Annotated in this window: 12 protein-coding genes; 9 read left to right on the top strand and 3 right to left on the bottom strand. The window is 41.5% G+C overall.

The features are described from left to right. The first annotated feature begins 1,440 nt into the window (after nucleotides 1–1,440). Nucleotides 1,441–3,480 (top strand): excinuclease ABC subunit UvrB, encoded by a 2,040-nt coding sequence (gene uvrB / locus AB4140_RS13095; RefSeq protein WP_102531716.1) that lies wholly within the window; start codon nucleotides 1,441–1,443, stop codon nucleotides 3,478–3,480. A gap of 167 nt (nucleotides 3,481–3,647) precedes the next feature. Here uvrB and asnS read toward each other — a convergent pair whose 3' ends face one another. Further along, nucleotides 3,648–5,048 (bottom strand): asparagine--tRNA ligase, encoded by a 1,401-nt coding sequence (gene asnS / locus AB4140_RS13090; protein ID WP_102438161.1) that lies wholly within the window; start codon nucleotides 5,046–5,048, stop codon nucleotides 3,648–3,650. A gap of 538 nt (nucleotides 5,049–5,586) precedes the next feature. Further along, the gene (locus AB4140_RS13085) at nucleotides 5,587–6,180 is read right to left on the bottom strand and encodes a CoA pyrophosphatase (protein ID WP_102438159.1); all 594 of its coding nucleotides are present in this window, start codon (nucleotides 6,178–6,180) and stop codon (nucleotides 5,587–5,589) included. A 404-nt stretch (nucleotides 6,181–6,584) separates the two neighbouring features. On the opposite strand from AB4140_RS13085, the gene malQ reads away from it, so the two are divergent. From malQ to AB4140_RS13055, 6 genes are all read left to right on the top strand, one after another. Then, on the top strand, nucleotides 6,585–8,771 hold the full coding sequence (malQ, locus tag AB4140_RS13080) for a 4-alpha-glucanotransferase (protein WP_102531717.1): 2,187 nt from the start codon (nucleotides 6,585–6,587) through the stop codon (nucleotides 8,769–8,771). 54 nt (nucleotides 8,772–8,825) lie between these two features. Beyond that, nucleotides 8,826–11,063, top strand: a complete 2,238-nt coding sequence (gene glgB, locus AB4140_RS13075; protein WP_372001234.1) for a 1,4-alpha-glucan branching protein GlgB — start codon at nucleotides 8,826–8,828, stop codon at nucleotides 11,061–11,063. A gap of 2 nt (nucleotides 11,064–11,065) precedes the next feature. After that, nucleotides 11,066–13,195 (top strand): glycogen debranching protein GlgX, encoded by a 2,130-nt coding sequence (gene glgX / locus AB4140_RS13070; RefSeq protein WP_303412652.1) that lies wholly within the window; start codon nucleotides 11,066–11,068, stop codon nucleotides 13,193–13,195. Further along, nucleotides 13,182–15,695: a glycogen/starch/alpha-glucan phosphorylase gene (locus AB4140_RS13065; protein WP_372001232.1), complete on the top strand. Its 2,514-nt coding sequence runs from the start codon at nucleotides 13,182–13,184 to the stop codon at nucleotides 15,693–15,695. The genes glgX and AB4140_RS13065 overlap by 14 nt, the downstream gene beginning before the upstream one ends. A 55-nt stretch (nucleotides 15,696–15,750) precedes the next feature. Next, on the top strand, nucleotides 15,751–17,013 hold the full coding sequence (gene glgC, locus AB4140_RS13060; protein ID WP_102438149.1) for a glucose-1-phosphate adenylyltransferase: 1,263 nt from the start codon (nucleotides 15,751–15,753) through the stop codon (nucleotides 17,011–17,013). Between the two features lie 145 nt (nucleotides 17,014–17,158). Then, complete coding sequence (locus AB4140_RS13055; RefSeq protein ID WP_372001230.1) at nucleotides 17,159–18,853, top strand: glycogen synthase; 1,695 nt, start codon at nucleotides 17,159–17,161, stop codon at nucleotides 18,851–18,853. Nucleotides 18,854–19,017: 164 nt separating this feature from the next. Here the strand turns inward: AB4140_RS13055 and pabB are convergent, their stop codons facing one another. After that, nucleotides 19,018–20,433 carry an aminodeoxychorismate synthase component I gene (pabB, locus tag AB4140_RS13050; protein ID WP_372001228.1) on the bottom strand — a complete coding sequence of 472 codons (1,416 nt, stop codon included), beginning with the start codon at nucleotides 20,431–20,433 and terminating at the stop codon, nucleotides 19,018–19,020. Between the two features lie 157 nt (nucleotides 20,434–20,590). Here pabB and AB4140_RS13045 point away from each other — a divergent pair, with 157 nt between their 5' ends. Together AB4140_RS13045 and AB4140_RS13040 are read left to right on the top strand one after the other, a co-directional pair. Further along, the gene (locus AB4140_RS13045) at nucleotides 20,591–22,132 is read left to right on the top strand and encodes a fumarate hydratase (protein WP_303462315.1); all 1,542 of its coding nucleotides are present in this window, start codon (nucleotides 20,591–20,593) and stop codon (nucleotides 22,130–22,132) included. Between the two features lie 285 nt (nucleotides 22,133–22,417). Then, complete coding sequence (locus tag AB4140_RS13040) at nucleotides 22,418–24,478, top strand: S9 family peptidase (protein ID WP_102438144.1); 2,061 nt, start codon at nucleotides 22,418–22,420, stop codon at nucleotides 24,476–24,478. Nucleotides 24,479–25,086 lie beyond the last annotated feature (608 nt).

Here is a 25,086-nt window from a genome sequence, read left to right as displayed (position 1 = left end):
ACTGAACTACAGGGGAATCGTCTTTAGCAATGTATTGCTGAGAACGGAGCGCATAGTAAAACGCCCTGATCAATCCGTCAACTCGAGATATAAAAAAAAGTGAAAAATTGATGTTAACTGCTCACCTAATACACATTGAGGCTTATAAATGGCCGTTATGGGTGTTTTTTAGTTAACTTATTTTTTGATTAAAACAGCTTTTAGAAATAAATGCTTGGTATTTCTAAAGCTTATATTTTCATATCGGCGCTAAAACAAGCTGATTTAAATGTTCAATACGCCTAATGTCACTTTTAGATTACTTTTTAGTGCTCAAGTGAATCTGCAAATAAGCCTGCCTGGTCAATTTAAGCTTTATGGTTATTACCACTTGTCGCAACTAAAGGACAGTTAAACGCTTCTATATAAGCTAAGTTCAAGCAAGCTGAGTAAAATAAAGACGTATCCCACTGCTTGGTCAAGCGGCTAATATAAGATGCTCGCTGTACATTTATAGGGCGACTTGAGTTATAGCGTTTGCTGGCTTGATATCTCTAGTCATAACTGCCATCAAATTGATCCATCAGCTAGCGCTATTCGTAACGCTGTTAATTGGATTTAAAATTGATTGAAGCTTTGCTTATGTCACAACGCAGGTATCAGCGCTTATTCACCATTCTTAACAACACCGAATAGGGAATACCAATAAAGGTTGCGCAGCAGTTTGTTTCACTCTTGGCAGAATAGTTAAAAATGGAGTAAGTATACTAGTAGTAATGGGTGATATGCAGCTTGAGTGTACTGAGCTAACGTCTTGATTAAAGTAAGTCAGGATATAGACTCAAGCAGGTATTTTAAGCTAAATGCTTGATGTTAATCACATGCTATTTAATTTGCTAAAACCTAATAATCGAAACAGTGCAATTGTTATGTAAATTTTTTCTAGTTCGTAAGTCTAACTTTCAAATGTAATTTTATTTCATGATAGTTTTTTTACGATTTTATTAAACCGCACCTATTGCAATAGCCCATCAGTATTGGGTTAGAGTGACTTATCCACTAAATCTGTGGATAAGCCTGTGTGTTACTCTTGAAATATGCCCTCAAGCCCTTATAAACATTGGTAGTGACTTAAAATCTACCAATGTTCAGCATAAATAAAATTCTGTTTAATTTCAGAGTGATAAGAAATGCAATGCTTTTATTCTAATGAATGTTGTTTAGCGAGCCTTAATGTAAACAAGCTTAAGTTAATGTTGTGTATTAAATAGTGCATTCATGAAGGGATTTAGGCACTTTGTTCACCTAATGCAGCCTAAAACTCCGTTTGTAGCAATATTTCATATTTCTAAGCTTGAAATGTAATAAATTACTGCTAAGTGTTGTTTTCTATAAATCTCATTCGCAAAGATGGATGGCTTCAGTATAAAATGCACCTTCAACAAAGAAGGATATATCCTAGTGTCAGAATCGGTTTTTAATCTTGTATCAGACTATACACCTGCTGGTGATCAGCCCACGGCAATCAAGCAATTAGTTGATGGCTTAGATGCAGGCGTGGCTAAGCAGACCTTATTAGGGGTTACGGGCTCTGGTAAAACCTTTACGGTAGCCAATATTATTCAAACCTTAGGACGCCCAACGATTATCATGGCGCCAAACAAAACCCTTGCAGCGCAGTTATACGGCGAAATGAAAGAGTTTTTTCCTAATAATGCCGTAGAGTATTTTGTTTCTTATTATGATTATTATCAGCCAGAAGCCTATGTTCCGGCGTCAAATACCTTTATTGAAAAAGATGCCTCGGTCAATGCGCATATTGAACAAATGCGGCTCTCTGCAACCAAAGCCTTATTAGAACGCAAAGACGTGGTGCTGATAGCCTCAGTGTCGGCAATTTATGGTTTAGGTGACCCCGAACTTTATATGAAAATGCTATTGCATCTTCGTCAGGGTGATCTGATGGGACAAAGAGACATCATTACCCGCTTAGGTGAATTGCAATACACTCGCAATGATATTGATTTACAGCGTGGTACTTTCAGGGTTCGCGGTGAAGTGATTGATGTCTTTCCTGCTGAATCAGAGCGTGATGCAATACGAATTGAATTATTTGATGATGAAATTGAGCAGCTCAGTGAATTTGATCCATTAACAGGGCAGGTTACTAAGCGCTTAGCAAGAACCACAGTCTATCCTAAAAGTCACTATGTCACTCCTCGTGAAACGATTATCGAAGCAACGGAACATATTAAGGAAGAGTTAAGAGAACGCCGTCAGGAGCTTTTGGATAACAATAAGCTAATAGAAGCGCAGCGGATCTCCGAACGGGTGCAATACGATATTGAAATGATGGTCGAACTGGGTTATTGCTCTGGTATTGAAAACTATTCACGCTATCTATCAGGTCGTACAGAAGGCGATGGGCCGCCTACCTTATTAGATTATCTACCAGCAAATGGCCTGCTGATTATCGATGAATCACACGTTACTGTGCCACAAATTGGCGCTATGTATAAAGGTGATAGAAGTCGTAAAACAACCCTAGTTGAATATGGCTTTAGACTACCGTCAGCGTTAGATAACCGGCCGCTTAAGTTTGAAGAGTTTGAGCAATTAATGCCTCAAACCATTTTTGTCTCTGCCACGCCCAGTGATTATGAGTTTGAACAAAGTGATGGCGAAATTGCAGAGCAGGTGGTTAGGCCGACAGGTTTATTAGACCCTGAATTAGAAGTGCGCCCAGTGGCGATACAAGTAGATGATTTGTTATCTGAAATTCCAAAGCGTGTCGCGGCCAATGAAAGGGTTTTAGTCACAACCTTAACCAAACGGATGTCAGAAGATCTTACAGAATACCTCGATGAACATGGGGTGAAAGTACGCTATTTACATTCAGACATCGATACCGTTGAGCGAGTCGAAGTTATTCGTGACTTAAGGCTTGGCGTTTTCGATGTATTGGTGGGGATTAACTTACTTCGTGAAGGACTCGATATGCCTGAGGTGTCTTTAGTGTGTATTCTTGATGCTGACAAAGAAGGCTTTTTGCGCTCTGAGCGCTCTTTAATCCAAACCATTGGCCGCGCTGCACGTAATGTTAACGGTAAAGTGATCTTATATGCTGACAAAATTACCAACTCTATGGCAAAAGCCATGGAAGAAACCGAACGTCGCCGCACCAAACAACATGAGCATAACCTGAAATTAGGCCAAGTACCTAAAGGGGTAGTTAAGAAAATCACCGATGTGATGGACTTAGGCGATCCTCACCGTGGTAACAGTAAACATCAATATACCGCCTTCGGTAAAGTTGCAGAGAAATCGCCTGAATATGGCGATAAAGACACTAAGGTGCTAAGTGTTGCAGAGTTAGCCAAGCAGATTGATGTACTTGAAAAGCAGATGCATCAACATGCGCGAGACCTTGAATTTGAACAAGCTGCAGCCTTAAGAGATGAAGTAAAACAATTGCGAGATAAAATCATTATTAACAGTTAACGATTAAAATATCAGTTCTTAAAAAACCTATTAAGTAATGGCTTAAAGTGATAATTACTTTGCTGAGAGCCTTTTTTATTGAATGAAATTCAAAGGTATTTTGCCATATTTAAGCCATAAAAAAACGCGCTAATTAAGCGCGTTTTTATTGAGTGAGCCAGTTAGATTTAGAAGTTGGCTGACTTAGGTGAACGTGGGAATGGGATCACGTCTCGGATATTGCTTACGCCAGTAACATAAGATACTAGACGCTCAAAGCCTAAACCAAAACCTGCGTGTGGCACAGTGCCATAACGACGTAGATCACGGTACCACCAGTAATCTTCTTGGTCTAAGTTCATCTCAGCAAGACGAGCATCAAGAACGTCTAAACGTTCTTCACGTTGTGCGCCGCCAATAATTTCACCAATACCTGGTGCTAATACGTCCATTGCTGCTACAGTTTTACCGTCATCATTAAGACGCATGTAGAATGCTTTGATGTCTTTAGGGTAGTTTTTAACAACAACAGGCGCTTTAAAATGCTCTTCAGCAAGGTAGCGTTCATGCTCTGAATGTAAGTCGATACCCCATTCAACATCAAACTCAAACTTCTTATCACAAGCTTTAAGAATCTCAATGGCATCAGTGTAATCGATTTGGGCGAAGTCACTGGTCACGAATGCTTCTAAACGCTCAATGGCAGTTTTCTCTACTCGTTGAGCAAAGAATTCTAAATCATCGCGACGTTCTTCAAGAACGGCTCTGAAACAGAATTTCAGCATGTCTTCAGCAAGTTTGGCCGCATCATCTAAATCAGCAAAAGCCACTTCAGGTTCAACCATCCAAAATTCAGCTAAATGACGGCTAGTATTTGAGTTTTCAGCGCGGAAAGTCGGGCCAAAGGTATACACTTTTGATAATGCACAAGCGTAAGTTTCAGCATTTAACTGACCTGATACGGTTAAGAATGATTCTTTACCGAAAAAGTCTTCGCTGTAATCAACTGTGCCTTGATCGTTACGGGGTAGATTTTCTAAATCTAACGTCGAAACGCGGAACATTTCACCCGCGCCTTCAGTATCAGAAGCAGTGATAAGTGGTGTAGAAACCCAGATATAACCTTGTTCATTGTAAAAGCGATGGATAGCTTGAGATAAACAGTTACGAACACGGGCCACTGCGCCAATAATGTTAGTGCGTGGGCGAAGATGAGCTAATTCGCGTAAATGCTCAATTGAGTGACGCTTAGCAGCCATAGGGTAAGTATCAGGGTCTTCAACTAAACCTGCAACTTCAACCTTGGTTACTTGCATTTCAAATGCTTGGCCTTTACCCGGAGATTCAACAACTTCACCAGTCATGATCACAGAGCAACCAGCAGTAAGCTTTAGCACTTCATTGGTATAATTTTCTAAATTATTCGGTACAACACCTTGAATAGGATCAAAACATGAACCGTCATAAACGGCTAGAAATGAAATACCAGCTTTAGAATCGCGGCGTGAGCGAACCCAACCACGTACCGTAACTTGCGAACCGATCGCAAAGTCACCTTTAAATACAGAAGCGACAGATGTAATGCTCATTGTTGCTTAGTTCTCCAATGAATCAATGATATAAATAGGGGCTTTATATTACCTTGAAATGGGCTTTTCACAAGGGTAAAAGCCGCTTGCAGGCAGATATTTTCACAAGTTTTAACAAACCCAGCAGAATCTGCTTAAAAATATTGCGGCAATATTACTTTTTTATCTGAAAATTCAGTTATAAGCGTATGACAAAGTGATGTATTTAAAACCTGCCAAACTTAACTAGCGGTGATATGTAGATGACCAAGGCTAATACAAGTCTTACTTAGGCTGCTATCAGTGGCTGGCGCTTAGCCGTTTTCCAGTTTGGGGATTTTAGTGAGACTTATGCTAATAGAAGCCGCTGTTATAGCGATTTAAATTATAGCTAGTTCCAATATAGCGAGCTCAAAAGGATTGAGAACCGATTATTCTGAGAGCCTGCTTTAACTGTAACACTTGAATATGTCACAGGTAGCGGGTTTGTAATTCGCTAGCTTATTTGAATGGTTGGTATCATCTCGTTTGTAGTGAAACTAAACTTAAGTTTCTTTTATTAACCATTAAAAACGTTAGCTGAATTGTTTAAATGACAACAGAGTAAATTAATGATTGCCGCTGTTACTCCCCAAATGAATTTACCTTGATAGGGCATATAATGGACATCATAAAAGCTGCCATGACGTTGATACTGAATACTGTGTCGATTTTTAGGGTTTAAAAAGTGTTTAAGTGGCACCCAAAAAGCCTCGGCGACTTCTCCTGGATCTAGCGCTATCTCAAAAGGTTGTTTAACAATGCCGATAACTGGGGTTATTTCAAATCCGGTAAAGGTTGTATGGGGCGGAAATGTACCGATCACATCAACATTTTCAGGTAATAAGGCAATCTCTTCTTCAGCCTCTCTAAGGGCAGTAAAAATCATACTGCTATCTTGTTTATCTACTTTACCGCCAGGGAAACTAAATTGACCTGGGTGGGCGCGTAAATGTAATGCTCTTTTGGTTAGCAACAGTTGAAGCTCGCCATCTACTTCGAGTAAAGGCACTAATACAGCGGCTTTTCTAGAGCGAAGCTCTTTTGGTGGGGAAACAATATGGTTTGTTAATGTTTGCAATGAAAAGTGAATATTGAACTGCGTAGTATTCATCAAACGTCCCAGATAATCATATTGGTTTTATAAAAATAAAATGGCGCAAGTCTTCCCTTTAAATTAGCACAATAACCGTAAGTTTGACGGTTTTAAGCTGTTTATAAGCAAAGTTTTATGGCTGTTATTTTACTTTATAGGCCCTGCAGTAAAATTGGGTTTGGTTTTTTTGCACGTTTGCTGTGCGTTAATGCACCAAAGTGATTGTTTTTAATTACGCTTTTAATTTCGTTTTAAACAAGTTTGTAAATTTAATTTACAATCAGTTGGTTTTAAGTTTTTGAAATTTAGTCTTTTTATTCTGTAACCTGATTGAAATTAAACTGTCGTTAAACTGTGATGTTGTGCTGGCATGGTAACTGCTGGGTTATTAATCAGTTAAGACATTCGCGAGGGCGACAAATATGGGACTAGGGAAGTTACTGTATTTGCAAGGCGTAGGCGCTGAGTTTATAGATTGCTTTGGCAACAATGTACAGATCCAGCCTCTAGATAGAAATGGAATTTTACAATCCATGTGTGTTAATGATGCATCAACTAAAGGTGCATCAACGAGTGACACGCTAAATAATATTGCTGCTAATCGTTCTTTTGTTAGCTCGACTTTAAGCGATGAATTTATTCAGCAACGGATTTTTGAATTAGATGCCGCGCCATGGTTACAGCCTCTGCATGGGTTTCAATGGAGCTATGTGGATGACCCTATTGTTGAGTTTCATTTACCTGAGCATTTTACTGGCAGCATAAAAGTTGAGATTGAAATTGAACATGGTGATAAATTTCATTTTCCAATCAGCCTCGGCCAAATGCGGGTTGTGGGTGATTATGGCATTGATGGTATCAGTTATCTTAAATATCAGTATCAATTAAATGATGACATTAATGCCCCGCTAGGCCTTGGTTACCACGGTATCAGTGCCACTGTTGAATCTGCAAGCTCCAGTGAAACATATACCGGTCAATTAATGATTGCGCCGCGCAGCGCCTATGTTCATGCTGACAGTAAAACAGCCAAATGGGGGCTTAGCACCCAACTTTATAGCCTTACTAGCCAAAGCCAGTGGGGGATTGGTGACTTTAATGATTTACAAAAGCTCATCGAGTTAGCTGCTGCCAAAGGCGCAGATTTTATTTTACTAAACCCATTACACGCTCTGGATTTACCAGAAAGTGCCAGCCCTTATAGCCCATCAGATAGACGTCGACTTAATCCGTTATACATTCACATCGAGTCAGTGGCTGAATACGCTGCCATTGAAGGGGTTATAACTTCTAAGCTTTGGCGAAATAAACAATATCAATTAGCTCAGTCTAGGTTGCTTGATTACTGCGAGATACATGAAACTAAATTTTCTATTTATCAAATGCTGTTTAACGCGTTTATTAAAGAGCATAAAAACAACCACAGTAAACGCTATCTAGACTTTGCCTGTTTTAAGCAACAGCAGGGTGAAGGTTTAAGCCAATATGTCACCCACCAGCAACAGCGAAATTCGTGTTTTACAGATGCAGAATTTCTGTGTTATTTACAATTTATCGCTTATGAGCAATTACTTCAGTGTCAGGCAAAAGCCAAAACTGCAGGCATGTCCTTAGGGCTAATTCGTGATATGGCAGTCGGTGCCTCGCCTACGGGGGCTGAAGTCTGTGCAAATATCGATAATTTTTGTACCAATGCCAATATTGGTGCACCGCCAGATCCTTTTGCCCCTCAAGGGCAAAACTGGGGTTTAACGCCATTTGACCCTATCAAATTAGCCCAGCATAAATTTGAGCATTTCATTGATTTGATCCGCTCGAATATGGTGTCTTGTGGCGGTTTACGAATCGATCATGTCATGGGCTTATTACGCTTATGGTGGTGGCCTAAGCAGGAAGGTTTAGGCAATGGGGCATATGTGTATTACCCATTGGATACTTTATTAGCCATTTTGTGCCTAGAAAGTCAGCGAGCCCAATGTGTGTTAATTGGCGAAGACCTTGGCATAGTGCCGCCAGAAATTGTCGCCAACCTAGCTAAAGCAAAAATATTTTCAAACGAACTATTTTACTTTGCTAAACATCATGACGGCTTTATGAACCCCGCCTTTTATAAGTCTCACAGTTTGATGATGCTAGCAAACCATGATGTGCCGACATTAACGGCGTGGTGGACTGCGGCAGATATTGAATTACGGCATCAGTTAAATCTGTATGACAACGAGCAACAACTTGATGAGGCGAAATCGCTAAGGCTGATAGAGAAACAACAACTACTGGATTTACTTAGTCAGCATCATCTTATCAAAGCCAATATTGTGATGGGTGAAGTTGATTTTGAGCAATTAATGCTTGCTTGGCTCCAGTTATCGGCATCGGGTAATTCAGCCCTATATAGCATTCAAATTGATGATCTGATCGATGAAGTCAAACCGATAAACATTCCCGGTACTTGGAAACAATACCCCAATTGGTGTCGACGCTTAAGTCGCACTTTAGAACAAATTTCAGCAGATTCAACAGTCAATAACAGGCTCGATGCCATCAATAAAACCAGACGTAGCAAATATATAGATGACAGCGGCAAGCCTGAATGGGCTGTTTACGGCTAATGCGAATAACGAACAGCGTAATCATTAATTCAAACATTTATGGAGCAATGCAAAATGACTAATAATGCCCCTTATTTTAATCATGGAACCGATACCGCATTACTGAGTGGTAATTTTACTGATGTATTTTCATTACTGGGTATGCATAAAGCCGACAATGGCAAATCTTTGATCGTTAGATGCTTCGTCAAAGGTGCAATAGAAGTTGAAGTGATCAGTCTAAAAGATGGTAAAAAAGTCGCTTCATTAACCCAAGTTGATGAGCAGGGTTTATTTGCTGGCACTATGGGACGACGGGTTAAGCCATTTTTATATAGCTTAAAAGTGACTTATCCAATGAGTATTGAAACCATAATCGATCCCTACCAGTTTGGCAGCTTGCTGGATGATGATGACATCTACTTATTTGCTGAAGGAAAGCAGCAAAAAAGCTACCAATTTCTAGGTGCGAACTGGAAGACTATCGCAGGTGTAGAAGGTGTTCATTTTTGTGTCTGGGCGCCGAATGCTCAAAAAGTTGCCGTAGTAGGTGATTTTAATCATTGGGATGGCAGAGCCCATATCATGCGCTTTCATCCTAGTAATGGCATTTGGGAAATATTTATTCCCAATGCTGATGCAGGCCAATTTTATAAATTTAGTGTCACTACACAAGATGGCGCTTTAACTGAAAAAGCCGACCCTTATGCGATTCAAATGCAAGCAGCGCCGGGTAATTCATCGGTTGTTCCACACAAAACTGATTATAAATGGCAAGACAAAAAATGGCTTAAGCAGCGCGCAAAACAGCAACTACATCAATTGCCTATGTCTGTTTATGAAGTTCATCTCGCTTCATGGAAGCGTAAAGGTGAGTGGGGCGATAGTTACCTCAGTTATCAAGACTTAGCTGATGAATTGATTCCATATCTTAAAGAAATGGGCTTTACCCACCTGCAACTGATGCCAATCAGTGAATACCCATTTGATGGCTCTTGGGGTTATCAACCTGTTGGTTTATATGCAGCAACTTACCGCTTTGGTGATCCCGTTGGCTTAAAAGCCTTTATAGATGAATGTCATCAACATGATATTGGAGTTTTATTAGATTGGGTGCCGGCTCATTTCCCTAAAGACCCTCATGGACTGGCTAAGTTTGACGGTAGTTGTTTGTATGAACATCAAGATCCACGTCAAGGGGAGCATCCTGACTGGGACACTTTAATATTTAATTACGGCCGCGGCGAAGTACAAAGCTTTTTACTCAGTAATGCCTGTTATTGGCTTGAAGAGTTTCACTTCGATGGGCTAAGGCTAGATGCCGTGTCTTCCATGCTATATCTCGATTACAGCCGAGAATCTGGTCAATGGCTGCCTAATGAGTATGGCGGACGCGAAAACATTCAAGCCATTGAATTTTTGAAATTGCTCAATGAGCGAATCTATGCCGCCTACCCAGGTGTCACTATGGTGGCAGAAGAATCAACCGCTTGGGGCGGAGTGACTGACACCACTGAAAATGGTGGCTTAGGCTTTGGCTTTAAGTGGAATATGGGCTGGATGAATGACTGCTTGAGTTACCTTAGTCGCGATCCCATTTACCGTAAACATCACCACCATGAAATGACCTTTAGCTTAGTGTATGCCTATACCGAGCAATTTATTTTGTCCTTAAGTCACGATGAAGTGGTGCACGGTAAAGGCTCGTTACTGCATAAAATTCCCGGTGATGATTGGCAAAAGTTTGCCACCTTAAGAAGCTTTTTAGGCTTTATGTGGGGCCATCCAGGTAAAAAACTGCTGTTTATGGGCACAGAGTTTGCCCAACGTGATGAGTGGAATCATAACCAAAGCCTAGATTGGCATTTACTGCAATACGCGCCGCACCAAGGCATGCAAGATTGGGTTAGAGATCTCAATAGCTTATACAGTGAAAGCCCAGCCTTATATGAACTGGACCATCAGCCATCAGGTTTTCAATGGCTGGATTGTGATAATGGTGATGCCAGTATCTTTAGTTTTATTCGCTATGCCAAAGACAGTGGGCAGCATTTAATATTTGTGGTCAATATGACCCCGCAAGTGCATTACGACTTTAGGGTCGGTTTACCTTCTGAAAATGATTATATCGAAGTGCTCAATAGTGATAGCCCGTGTTATGGCGGTAGCGCGGTAAGCAATGACACCATTATTAATACCGATGTTGACTGGCAAGGCATGGCACGCAGTGGTCTGGTGACTGTACCGCCATTGGCGACGATTGTGCTCAGTGTTAAGGCCGCCCACACCAGTTTAGAATCTGAAGAGGATTAACTATGGAATCGGTTAACCCTTTGCTTACAGGAAAGCCTTACCCCTTGGGCGCCAGCGTTGATGATAATGGCGTGAACTTTGCGCTATTTTCAGCTAACGCCACCCAAGTGGTGCTATGTCTTTTTGACGAGTTTGGGCTTAACGAACAACAATTTCCGTTAACCCAAAAAACCAGACAAATTTGGCATGGTTACTTGCCACAAGCGAAAGCGGGTACCTTATATGGTTATCGGGTTTATGGACCCTATCAACCCTTACTTGGGCACCGCTTTAATCATCATAAACTATTGCTAGACCCTTACGCCAAGCAGCTGTTTGGTGAACTTGAAGCTAACGATGCAACTTATGGCTATCAAATTGATAGCCCTGATTCTGATTTATCTTTTTGCAGCAAAGATAACGCCAAATACATGCCCAAATGCTGTGTAGTAGATGACAGAGCACTAAGAAACAGACCGGTTAAAAGGCTTAATATTCCTTTAGAGCAAACCATCATTTATGAAACCCATGTGAAAGGTTTTAGTGTGTTAAATCCTGAAGTAAATGATGATATTAAAGGCACTTATGCTGGCCTTGCAGCCCCCAGCAGTATCCAATATTTAACCCAGTTAGGGGTTAACTGTGTTGAACTACTGCCAGTGCAAAGCTTTTTCAATGAGCCATTTTTAATCGAAAAGAACCTCAGTAATTACTGGGGCTACAACAGCATTGGATTTTTTGCACCCAACGCAGCTTATATGAGTGGCGAGAGTATTACTGAGTTTCGTGACATGGTTGATAGCCTGCACGATGCGGGTATCGAAGTGATCTTAGATGTGGTTTATAACCATACCGCAGAAGGCAGTCGTTTGGGGCCCACCTTAAGCTTTCGCGGCATCGACAACGCCAACTATTATCGATTGGTGTCTAACGAACAGCGTTTGTATATCAATGATACCGGTTGTGGTAACACCTTTAATTCCAACCATCCGCAAGTGTTGCAATTGATTATGGACTCATTGCGATATTGGGTTGAAGTCATGGGAGTCGATGGTTTTAGATTTGATTTAGCCAGTTGCTTAGGCCGTGAAACCTATGGTTTTGATCCAGGATGCGGTTTTTTTGATGCCTTAGCGCAAGATCCCGTGCTGTGTCAGGTGAAACTGATTGCAGAGCCTTGGGATATTGGCCCTGGGGGTTATCAGCTGGGTAATTATCCTATTGCCTTTAGTGAATGGAACGATCGCTACCGAGATACTATGCGCCGTTTTTGGCGCGGCGATCATGGCATGCTCCCTGAATTTGCCAGACGCTTTCATGGTTCAGATGATTTTTTTGAACACCATGGTCGCAGTCCATCGGCGAGTATCAATTTCATTACCAGTCATGATGGTTACACCTTAAAAGACTTAGTCAGTTTTAACCAACGGCATAACTTGGCCAATGGTGAAGGAAACCGTGACGGCCATCATGAAAACCTTAGTGCCAATTACGGCGAAGAAGGCGAAACCAGCAAAGTTGTGATTAACCAAACTCGTCAACGTCAGCAACGAAACTTTCTTGCCACGCTATTGCTGTCTCAAGGGGTACCCATGATCTTGTGTGGTGACGAGATGGGTCACAGTCAGCAAGGCAATAACAATGCTTATTGTCAAGACAATAAGATTAGCTGGATAGACTGGCAAACTATTGATTGGTCATTAGTTGAATTTACCTCGCAATTAATTAACTTACGTCAGCGCTTCCCGATTTTATGTCATAAAGACTTTATTCATGTACCTGATAATAAACGTGATAGTGGCTTTGTTTGGTATGGGCGTGATGGCGAACCTATGTCCAAACGCCAATGGAGTGAACAAAGCTGTCGCAGTTTGGCGGTGGTGATAACTTCCGGTGAATTGGCGCAACAACCCCACGCACTATTACTGCTACTCAATGCTGATGTTGAAAATCAATCATTTACCTTACCGAGTTTAAATTGTTACGGCCCTTGGCAATGCTTGCTGTCAACCCAAAACCTTAATAACGACAATTTAGCGCAAAGTGAATTGATTAAAGAAAGTAAGGCAGTACTCCAAAGTCGAAGCCTGATGTTATTTCATGCCAATTTTCAACTAGTTCAAGATAAGGAATTAATCGATGACAGTCACTAAAAGGAAAACCCGCGAGAAAAAACCGGCCACTAAAGCGGCTAAATCGACACTCAAAAGTGAACCAAAAAGTAATGACCATCTAGATTGCGATCCTTGTGACAGTTTAGATGCCACCTTTAAGCGACAGCTTCAAGGGGTGTTAAGCCGTGATGAAAATGCCACCAATGATATGTATGGGGCGTTAGCGTCAGCGGTTAAAGCCAATTTACTGCAGCAATGGCGAGAAACACGCTTAAAGGATAACCAATATCAGCAAAAACAAGTGGCTTATTTATCGCTGGAATTTTTAATGGGCCGCACTTTAGGTAATGCTTTACTCAGTTTAGATTTAACTGACCAAACTCGTGAAGCACTAAATAGCTACGCAGTAGATTTAGAAACCTTACAAGAAGCCGAGCTTGATGCTGGGTTAGGCAACGGCGGTTTAGGCCGCTTAGCCGCGTGCTTTTTAGATAGTTGCGCTAGTTTAGACCTTGCGGTTGTTGGTTATGGTATTCGCTATGAATACGGCATGTTTAAGCAAAAAGTGGTTGATGGATATCAAATAGAGCAACCGGATCGCTGGTTAAGAGAAGGCAATCCATGGGAAGTGAGATTAGCCAATCACACCATTAGTGTGCCATTTTTTGGCCATACTGAATCCTATGTCGATCTACAAGGTCATCGTCATTATGTGTGGATTGATACTCAAGATGTCAACGCAGTGCCACACGATATGCCAGTACCCGGCTATAAAAACGATCGGATTAATACGTTAAGGCTGTGGAAAGCTGAAGCCACTGATGATTTTGATTTAGCAGAATTTAATGATGGTGATTATACCGAGGCCGTGGCCCGTAAAAATATGGCCGAGCAAATTACCATGGTGCTGTACCCCAATGACGCCAGTGAAAATGGTAAAGAGCTGCGTTTAAGGCAGCAGTATTTTTTATCTTCGGCCAGTTTACAGGACATTTTACTGCGCTATGTGGCGGTTCATGGCAGCGATTTTAGTCGCTTTAGTGAGCTTAATGCCATGCAACTTAATGATACTCACCCCAGTATTTCAGTACCTGAATTAATGCGTTTGCTCATGGATACCTATGGCTTGGATTGGGATCAAGCATGGGACATTACCTCAAGCAGCGTGGCATACACTAATCACACCTTGTTACCAGAAGCGCTAGAGCGCTGGCCTGTGCGCATGCTAAAGCACATGTTGCCACGCATTTTGGACATTATTTATGAAATTAATGCCCGTTACCTCGAAGACGTTGCTCACCATTGGCCTGGGGATAATGACAAATTAGCGGCGATGTCGATTATCGAAGAAGGCCACGAACCCCATGTGAGAATGGCATACCTTGCAATTGTGGCTAGCTTTTCGGTTAATGGCGTCGCAGGTCTGCATACCCAACTATTAAAGTCTGGTTTGTTTAATGATTTTTATCAGCTATGGCCACACAAATTCAATAATAAAACCAACGGTGTGACGCCAAGGCGCTGGCTGGCCCATTGTAATCCGCGCTTGGCACAGCTAATTACTCGCCGTTTAGGTGATAGTTGGGTGACCGATTTAACCCAGCTAACAGCCCTTAATGCCTTTACCGATGACCAAGCCTTTTTGAAGCAGTGGCAGAGCGTCAAATTTGATAACAAGGTAGATTTAGCCAAATTAGTGGCAGCTGAGTGTGAGGTTGAGTTTGACCCTAAGATGATGTTTGACGTACAGGTTAAGCGCATTCATGAATACAAACGCCAGTTACTGAATATATTGCATGTTATTCATTTATATCAACGCATTGTGGCGGGTGATACCCAAGGGATGCAGCCCCGTTGTGTGCTGATTGGCGGCAAAGCGGCGCCTGGTTATGCCATGGCCAAGCAAATCATCAAACTCGCCAATAATGTGGCCCATATGGTGAACTCAGATCCTGTGGTAACGCCATATTTACGTTTTGCTTTTTTGCCAAACTATAACGTCAGCGCCATGGAAAAAATTTGCCCGGCCACAGATTTATCTGAGCAAATCTCCACTGCTGGTAAAGAAGCATCGGGCACCGGCAATATGAAATTTATGATGAATGGCGCTCTCACCATAGGCACCCTCGATGGTGCAAACGTTGAAATGCTTGAAGAAGTAGGTGATGACAACTTCTTCTTATTTGGTCTTAATGCTGACGAGGTTAGTCAGCTTAAATCTCACTACAACCCCCATCAATATATTCAACAGTCACCCGCACTCAAACATGTGTTAGAGATGCTTAAAAGTGGCCATTTCAATTTAGTGGAACCGGGTATTTTTGACAGCATTATTGCTGCCATTGAAGACCCATATGATCAATGGATGATCGCCGCCGATTTTGATGCATATCGCGTAGCACAAGAAAACGTCGCTGCTGCCTATGCCAATCAAGAACACTGGACTCAAATGAGTATTAGAAATACTGCATCCAGCGGACGTTTTTCTAGTGACAACACTATTAGTGCGTATCGTGACGACATTTGGTTTGCCAAATAATCACGCCATTATATTTTCAGCAAGTTGCTGAGTTTAAAGTTAGGAGTCTTAATATATGTCAAATGCTCGTTATATTAGTAATCTTACCCGTGATACCTATGCATTAATTCTAGCTGGTGGTCGAGGCTCTCGCTTACATGAGTTAACCGATTGGCGTGCTAAACCGGCGTTATATTTCGGAGGTAAGTTCCGCATTATTGATTTTCCATTATCAAACTGCATTAACTCAGGGATCCGCCGTGTTGGGGTAGTCACCCAATACAAATCTCACTCGTTAATTCGGCATGTTAGCCGTGGTTGGGGCCACTTTAAGAAAGAGCTGGGCGAGTCAGTGGAAATCTTGCCAGCATCACAGCAAACTTCAGGCAACTGGTATGAAGGCACTGCTGATGCGGTATTTCAAAATATCGATATTATTCGTCATGAGTTACCTAAATACGTGATGGTGTTATCTGGGGACCACGTTTATCGAATGGATTATGCCGGTTTACTGGCCGCTCATGCGGAATCTGGCGCTGATATGACAGTGTGCTGTTTAGAAACGCCCATTCCTGAAGCCGCTAATGCGTTTGGGGTAATGGAAGTGGATGAAGATATGCGGGTGGTCGGCTTTGAAGAAAAACCTGCCGTGCCTAAATCTATCCCAGGTAATGAAGAGTTTTGTTTAGCATCGATGGGCAATTATGTGTTTAACACTAAGTTTTTATTCGATCAGTTAAAGAAAGATGCCAATAACGAAAACTCAGACCGAGATTTTGGTAAAGATATTATTCCGTCCATTATCGAGCACGCCAATATATTTGCTTTCCCGTTCACCAGTGCAGTACCTGATGAGCCAGCATACTGGCGTGATGTTGGCACCTTGGATTCATTTTTTCAAGCCAATATGGAGTTATTGTCACCCACACCAGCACTAAATTTATATGATGCTAAATGGCCAATTTGGACTTATCAGGAGCAACTTCCACCCGCTAAATTTGTTTTCGATGATGATGATCGCCGTGGTATGGCGGTAGATTCAATCGTTTCTGGTGGTTGTATTATTTCAGGTGCTAAGGTCAAGCGTAGTGTGCTGTTTGATGAAGTGCGGGTGTGTTCATACTCATTAGTGAAAGACTCGGTGTTGTTACCTGATGTAGTGGTACTTAAAAATTGCCGTATTCAAAATGCCATTATTGATCGCGGTTGTATCATTCCTGAAGGTATGGAAATTGGCTTTAATCGTGCCCAAGATATTGCCCGTGGATTTAGGGTGTCAGAAAAAGGCATAACCCTAGTTACTAGAAAAATGCTCGGTTTACCTACGGGTTATGAGTAATTGATTTAGTCGACTTATTCAATTTAGTCGGCTTTTCAATTTAGTTGAGCTGCAGGTTTACCCTTTAGTTAAACTTGGCGGCTCAGCATTTTACATCATGTAACACCGAATAAAAAACCTAATAGCATTTAAAAGGTATTCACTAGTGAAAAAAGTATTAATGATCGCAGCTGAGAACGACGCGATATCTGGCGCGAAAGTCGGTGGTATGGCTGATGTTATTCGCGACTTGCCTCCAGCATTAGCAAGCGAAGATATTATTGTGGATGTGGCTATGCCTAATTATGGCTATATTGCACAAACTTATAATGCTAATAACATCGGCACTGTAGCGGTAAAATTTGGTGCTAATATTGAAATCGTCAGCGTGGCGCTGATGCCAAGACCCAGAACCAGTGTTGACGGCAATACAAACCTTAACAGCCAAGTATACTTATTTGAGCATCATTTATTTAATAGCGAGGGTAATCAAGTTTATTGTGCAGGCAGTAATGATAGGCCCTTTGCTGATGACGCCACTAAGTTTGCCTTATTTAATTTAGCGGTAGCCCAAGCTTATATTGATGGTTTAATCCCCGAAGTTGATGTGATGCATATGCATGACTGGCACGCCGGAATGCTGGTGATGTTACGGGCATTTGACCCACAATATGCCATGTTAAAGCAATGCCAATGTGTATTCTCAATTCATAATTTAGCCCTGCAGGGCATAAGACCAATACGTGATGATGTCTCATCATTTGCTGCATGGTTTCCTGAGCTAACGCACCTTTTAACAGATGAGCAAAAAGCTCATTTAAGCGATCCACGATATCCTAACTGTGTAAACCCAATGAAAATGGGTATTGAGCTCAGTGACAAGGTGCATTTAGTATCGCCGACCTATGCTCATGAGGTGTTAATGGCATCCGATCATCAAAATGGTTTTTTTGGTGGTGAAGGCTTAGAAGCGTCCATGTTAGATAAACATAATCGTGGTGACATTGTAGGAATACTCAATGGCTGCGTTTATGAGAATGATAACAGTGGTGTTAATGATAGTGATGTTAATAGTGCTGAAAGTGAATTGACCACTGCAAAACCTGATAAGAAAACCGCTAACAAATCGATTAATCAGCTATTAGTGAAATCACAAGATGCAGTCATTAAATGGTTAGGTAAAACAGACTCTGCTCGCAGTGTCGATCAAATAGCTTTAGCGCGTTTACAACAATGGCAAATGCAACAAATCAACCAAGCGAGCTCGATTGACTTCTTAATGACATCAGTAGGGCGGTTAACAGATCAAAAGGTGTTGCTGTTACGTCAACCCTATCCCGTTGTGGCAAACAGTACTGGCCAAAGCCTATTAGACGCTATGCTGATTGAGTTAAAACGATTAAAACCCCAAGGGGTGTTTATGCTACTGGGGAGTGGCGATCATGTCATAGCCAAAGAGTTTCAACAGGTCGCATCAAGGCACAGTAACTTTGTGTTTATTAATGGCTATGATCAGCAATTATCCGATGAACTTTATCAGTTAGGTGATTTGTTTGTCATGCCAAGTAGCTTTGAGCCTTGTGGTATCAGCCAATTATTAGCCATGAAGCAAGGTCAGGTGTGTATTGCCCATGGGGTAGGTGGTTTACGCGATACCATTAAAGATCAGCAAACCGGTTGGTTATTTGAAGGTCATAATTTAGCTCATCAAGCGGAACAATTTATTCAGGTGTTAATTAACGCCTTAAGCTTGAGTAATGAGCAACCTGAGCAATATCGTCAAATGGAGATTGCTGCCAGTCAAGAACGCTTTAGCTGGCAACAGGTGGCTAAGCAATATCGCCAGCAGTTATACAGTTGAATACCTTTTTACTACTAAGTTAAAGGTTAAGTAAAGCGGCAGTGTGATGATTGTGAGATTTAACTCAACCCTTAGCTTAGTTAAGTTTTAGCTGAGTTAACTTTCGTAAGCTTCAGCTTAACCCTTAACAGAGCTATTACTATGGTTGAATTAATATGCTTGTTTTAGAGCTTTTCTAATATAGGCAGAATCTTACTGACCTTATCAAAGCATTCTTGATACTCAGCATCGGCATTAGAATCTGCCACTACACCGCCACCGGCCCAGCAATAAATCTTATCTTCTTCAGTCAGCAAGGTTCTAATGGTAATGCTGCTATCCATAGTGCCATCTTGACTGATATAACCAATACTGCCGCAATAAATACTGCGTCTTGATGGCTCTAATTCTTCGATAATTTGCATGGCTCTAATTTTGGGCGCGCCAGTGATAGAACCACCCGGAAAGGCTGCCTTGATAATATCGATGGCAGACAAATTAGCCGCGAGGGTAGCTTCAATGGTGCTGACTAAATGATGCACCGCAGGGAAGCTCTCAATATCAAATAACTTGGGCACATTAACTGTGCCCGCAGTGGCGACTTTACTGATGTCATTACGCAGCAAATCCACAATCATCACGTTTTCAGCGCGATCTTTTACTGAGTGCTGTAACTGCTGGGCTTTTTGTTTATCAATTTCAGCATCTGCTGAGCGAGGCAAGGTGCCCTTAATAGGCTTAGTAGAAATCTTATCACCAGAAAGTTGAATAAATCGCTCTGGCGAAATTGACATTATGCAGTGATTTTCCAACCTCAAGAAGGCTGAAAAAGGGGCTTTATTGGCTGTAGATAACGCGCAATAAGCTTGCCACTCATTGCCATGATAGTTAGCTGAAAACCGCTGAGTTAAATTTATTTGATAGCAATCGCCAGAATGCAAATATTGTTGCACCCGATTAAATTTTTCTTGGTATTGCTGGCTTGTATTTTGATTTTCCCAAGGGGAGGTTAGTTTGAATTTTGGCTGCGTGGATTTGTTTTTGGTTATTTTTTTAGTTGCGACCTCAATTTTATTCAATGCAGTATCAAGGGCAATTTGGCCTTGATAATGTAAACCAAACCAGCATTGCTGTTGATAGCAATAGATTAAGCAAAAGTCATAAAAACCCACGCTCATTTCAGGCAAGTGAATATCTTGCATAGCGCTGTCTGGCAGTTTTTCTATCACTCTACCCAAGTCATAACTAAAGCTACCTAATGCGCCGCCGCTAAAAGGGAACTTGCATGGCTGTTTTGTCGGGTAAAGTGTTTGCTGCAGCTGAGCTAGATTATCAAAAACAGCTTGCTGACTATCAAAGCTCGCTAGTAACGGGCTTAACGCTTCATCGACAATAGTGAGTTTACTGAGGTTATTTTGATATGTTAAACAAGCAATTGGACTAATAGCAATAATGTCATATTTAGCATCAGTATGGGCTGCGTTGGCCGAATCTAACAGCATAGCCCAAGGCTTGTGGCAGAAATGTTCAAACAAGGTGTGCGTACTAATATTCCAATCCAGTTGCTGAATTGCCAGCGATTGCTTGCCCCGAGAATGCATGTTGTAACCTATTTAAAATGTGATGTAGCCCAAAAACGTTGGAAAGAGTATCATATTGTCCCTGAAAGGATTAATAGCTAATTGAAGGCAATTTTAAAATTGCATTCATATAAAAATAAAACAAGTTATGCCGCAATGGCTGCTGGAGCGCCCCTATATGTCTACAAACTCATCTGCTAATGTCGTGATCAAGCAAGCTGACTTTATTGAAAGCATTGCTGATTCTCTGCAGTATATTTCGTACTACCATCCTAAAGATTTCGTTGATGCAATGGCTAAGGCCTACGATCGTGAAGAAAGCGAGGCTGCAAAAGATGCCATCGCACAGATTTTGATTAACTCACGTATGTCAGCAGAAGGTAAACGTCCTTTATGCCAAGACACAGGTATTGTGACCAGTTTTGTCAAAATTGGTATGGCAGTGCAGTGGGACAAAACCGATATGACGGTTCAGGAAATGGTAGATGAAGGTGTACGCCAAGCTTACCTGAATCCCGATAACCCTTTACGTGCATCAATCGTTGCCGATCCTGCAGGTTCCCGCAAAAACACTCGCGATAACACGCCATCTGTAGTTCATATTGATATGGTGCCAGGTAATCATATTGAAGTCATGATCGCAGCAAAAGGCGGCGGATCAGAAAACAAATCAAAAATGGTGATGTTAAACCCGTCAGATGATATTGCTGCGTGGGTTGAAAAAACCTTACCGACTATGGGCGCAGGTTGGTGTCCGCCAGGTATGTTAGGCATAGGTATTGGTGGCACAGCTGAAAAAGCCGCGGTACTTGCCAAAGAGTCGTTAATGGACCCGGTTGATATCCATGAGCTAATGGAGCGCGGCGCTGAAACCACTGAAGAGAAGCTTCGTTTAGATATCTTTGAACGTGCCAACAATACGGGTATTGGCGCGCAAGGCTTAGGCGGCTTGACCACGGTACTTGATATTAAAATTAAATCAGTGCCGACTCACGCAGCGTCAAAACCTGTGGTAATGATCCCTAACTGCGCAGCAACACGTCACGTGCATTTCCATTTAGATGGCACTGGCCCTGCTGACTTAGTGCCGCCATCATTAGCTGATTGGCCTGAAATTACCCGTGAAGCAGGTGAGAATACTCATCGTGTTAATTTAGACACAGTCACTCAAGCTGAAATCGAAACCTGGAAAAGCGGCGATACCTTATTACTTAACGGTAAAATGCTAACAGGTCGTGATGCGGCTCATAAGCGCATTCAAACCTTGATTGAATCAGGTGAAGGTTTACCTGATGGCGTCGACTTTACTGGTAAATTTATTTACTACGTAGGGCCTGTTGATCCAGTAGGCGATGAAGTTGTGGGCCCTGCAGGCCCAACAACCGCAACCCGTATGGATAAGTTCACTGATCTTATGTTAGATAAAACGGGCTTAATGGGCATGATTGGTAAGTCTGAACGTGGGCCACAAACCGTTGAATCAATCAAAAAACACAAAGCCGTTTATTTAATGGCTGTCGGCGGCGCTGCTTACTTAGTATCTAAAGCGATTAAGAAATCTCGTGTGGTGGCTTTTGAAGACTTAGGTATGGAAGCTATCTATGAATTTGATGTTCAAGATATGCCGGTTACCGTGGCTGTGGATACTCAAGGCGTTAATGCCCATGAAACAGGTCCGGCAATTTGGAAAGTTAATATTGCTAATGCCAAAACCAAATAAGCGTTAATTTTAATTTCACGTTATGGTTTTTGTGGTTAATTTCGTCAAATAGCGCAAATAATCTCGCTCAGGTTTGGATTGTGTCAAAATCCTATTGCCTGAGCGTTTTTGTTTGGGTAGTGTGCTATCAGTACTTATTATTGGTATTTTTGAAACAGTGTACTTTCAGTCTGTAAACTGTTTGATAACAGCATTTCATCGATTAATCATTTTGCTGTGATGTAGCACTAAAAAATAACACAGACATTGGTAACACAACAAAAATTAAAAAGAGAACTTCATCAAATGAAAAAATCGTCAATTTTACTCGCTATTGCAACTGCAGGCTTTGCCTTGTCAGTACAAGCAGCAGAGCCTGCTAAAACCCCCTTTAATGTTCAACAACTTGTAAAGTTGAATAAGCTTCATTCTGCCGCTGTATCAAATGATGGCAGCAAGTTAGTGTATGCCGTTAAGTTAATTGATGAGCAGGGCGACAGCAGCTCTGATTTATACTTACTGGATCTGAGTGATAAAAATGCTAAGCCAGTTCAAATTACCTCACATAAAGGCACTGAACATGACGTAACTTTTAGTGTTGATGGTAAATCAATTTACTTCTTAGCAGCGCGTAACGGTTCTAGTCAGTTATTTAACTTAGCCTTAACTGGTGGCGAAGCGATGCAAGTGACTGACTTACCATTGGATATCAATGGCTATAAGTTATCAAATGACGGCAAACAAGTTGTCATGAACATGCGCGTATTTCCTGACTGTAAAGACTTAGCTTGTACGGTTGATCGTATTGAGGCTGAAGAAAACAAAAAGACCACGGGTCGTGAATACAAACAACTCATGGTTCGCCATTGGGATACATGGGAAGATCACGCCCGTAACCATTTGTTTGTCGGTCAGCTAAATGGCAAGCCAGTAACAGATGTTGTTGATGTTACCCAAGGTTTAGATACTGAAACCCCGCCAAAGCCTTTTTCAGGCATGGAAGAGGTGACCTTTACCGCAGATGGTAAACACATTGTTTATAGCGCCAAAGCCCCAAGCAAAGATCAAGCATGGACGACCAACTATGATCTATGGAAAGTGTCTGTTGCTGGTGGCACGGCTGAAAACCTAACGCCAGATAATAAAGCATGGGATGCACAACCGACTTATTCTAAAGATGGTCGTCAACTGGCTTATCTTGCGATGAGTAAGCCTGGATTTGAAGCTGACCGTTACCGCATTATGTTGCGTGACACAGTTACTGGCGCAGAAAAAGAAGTGGCACCGTTATGGGATCGCAGCCCAAGCTCACTGACCTTCAGTGATGATGGCCGCACGCTTTATGTCACGGCGCAAGATGTTGGTCAAGTGACCATCTTTGAAGTTAACACTCAGTTTGGTGATGTTCGTCCGATATACAATGATGGCAGTAACAACCTTGTCGCAGTGACAGAGTCAGGGCTTATTTTCAGCAACAAATCATTAGTTGAGCCGGGCGACTTATATAAAATTAGCCTTGAAGGTGAAAACCTCACCCGTTTAACCAATGTTAATGAAGACAAATTAGCTGAAATTCAATTTGGTGAGTTCCAGCAATTTAACTTCAAAGGTTGGAATAACGAGACAGTACACGGTTACTGGATTAAACCTGCTAATTATGAAGCCGGTAAGAAATACCCAATCGCATACTTAGTTCACGGTGGCCCGCAAGGTTCATTTGGTAACTCATTCAGTGGTCGCTGGAATGCACAACTTTGGGCTGGCGCAGGTTATGGTGTGGTTATGGTCGACTTCCATGGCTCAACCGGTTATGGACAAGCCTTTACTGATTCAATCACCCAAGATTGGGGTGGTAAACCGCTTGAAGACTTGCAAAAAGGCCTAGCAGCGGTTGGTCAGCAACAAAAATGGCTAGATACCGATAATGCCTGTGCATTAGGTGGCTCATATGGCGGCTACATGATGAACTGGATCCAAGGTAACTGGAGCGATGGCTTTAAGTGTCTTGTAAACCACGCTGGTTTATTTGATATGCGTAGCATGTACCACGTAACAGAAGAGCTTTGGTTTCCTGAGTATGAATTTGGTGGTACATACACTGAAAATAAAGAACTATATGAGAAGTTCAATCCAGTAAACTATGTTGAAAACTGGAACACACCAATGTTAGTGATCCACGGTGAGAAAGACTACCGCGTGCCTTATGGGCAAGGACTAGCGGCATTTACATACATGCAGCGCAATAACATCCCATCAGAGCTATTAATGTTCCCTGATGAGAACCATTGGATCTTAAATCAAGATAACCTACAGCAGTGGTACAAAAACGTACTAGGTTGGATGGATCGCTGGACTGAAAACAAATAGTTTTACGGTTAGGCGAACAAAAAAGAGATGCTATTTAGCATCTCTTTTTTTATGGGCTGAAAAATTAATTACTCTGAAATGGGTAATTTTTCAGCTAGATAGTTTCGAGGCTTGTTTTATCGACTATATTGAGTTCTGTAGATGGGCACTTTTGAGCCGTTTTAGTAATACATACAAGGTAAGTTAATCTTCTGCGTGAACCCGTCATTTTTCGATGACCATTTTTATGACAGATCCTAGTACGTTTACTCATAGTGTTTACCCATAGTGATTTCAATCTACTTACTGTCGTTAATAACGCCGATTAAGTAACTAACATTCAATAATGAGGTTTATTGTAACAGTACAAAGCTTGATGATGAATTTTTATAGCGCTTTTTTACTCGATTATGTCATTAAATTTCATTTATGTCGTAAGTGGTGTTTGTAGACATTGAATTTTGTTAATTGGCTCCGAAAAGCTATTGTCGTAAAAGTAAATTAAGGTCAGATTAGGTTTATTATTAACTAGCTCATATTTGTAAGAAAATACATTTGTAAAATGCATAAAAAGCAGTAGAGTTGCGCGATTATTTTTTTGACCACAAAACCATTGATATAGAGGGTAA

The organism is Shewanella sp. 10N.286.51.B2 (assembly GCF_041469265.1).
Classification (GTDB): domain Bacteria; phylum Pseudomonadota; class Gammaproteobacteria; order Enterobacterales; family Shewanellaceae; genus Shewanella.
This window is presented reverse-complemented; position numbering and strand designations above follow the sequence as displayed.

Excerpts from the sequence above, each read along its gene's own strand:
- glgC (WP_102438149.1), top strand. The coding sequence starts at position 15,751 with ATGTCAAATGCTCGTTATATTAGTAATCTTACCCGTGATACCTATGCA.
- pabB (WP_372001228.1), bottom strand. The coding sequence starts at position 20,433 with ATGCATTCTCGGGGCAAGCAATCGCTGGCAATTCAGCAACTGGATTGG.
- malQ (WP_102531717.1), top strand. The coding sequence starts at position 6,585 with ATGGGACTAGGGAAGTTACTGTATTTGCAAGGCGTAGGCGCTGAGTTT.
- AB4140_RS13065 (WP_372001232.1), top strand. The coding sequence starts at position 13,182 with ATGACAGTCACTAAAAGGAAAACCCGCGAGAAAAAACCGGCCACTAAA.
- glgX (WP_303412652.1), top strand. The coding sequence starts at position 11,066 with ATGGAATCGGTTAACCCTTTGCTTACAGGAAAGCCTTACCCCTTGGGC.
- AB4140_RS13045 (WP_303462315.1), top strand. The coding sequence starts at position 20,591 with ATGTCTACAAACTCATCTGCTAATGTCGTGATCAAGCAAGCTGACTTT.
- AB4140_RS13040 (WP_102438144.1), top strand. The coding sequence starts at position 22,418 with ATGAAAAAATCGTCAATTTTACTCGCTATTGCAACTGCAGGCTTTGCC.
- asnS (WP_102438161.1), bottom strand. The coding sequence starts at position 5,048 with ATGAGCATTACATCTGTCGCTTCTGTATTTAAAGGTGACTTTGCGATC.
- AB4140_RS13085 (WP_102438159.1), bottom strand. The coding sequence starts at position 6,180 with ATGAATACTACGCAGTTCAATATTCACTTTTCATTGCAAACATTAACA.
- glgB (WP_372001234.1), top strand. The coding sequence starts at position 8,826 with ATGACTAATAATGCCCCTTATTTTAATCATGGAACCGATACCGCATTA.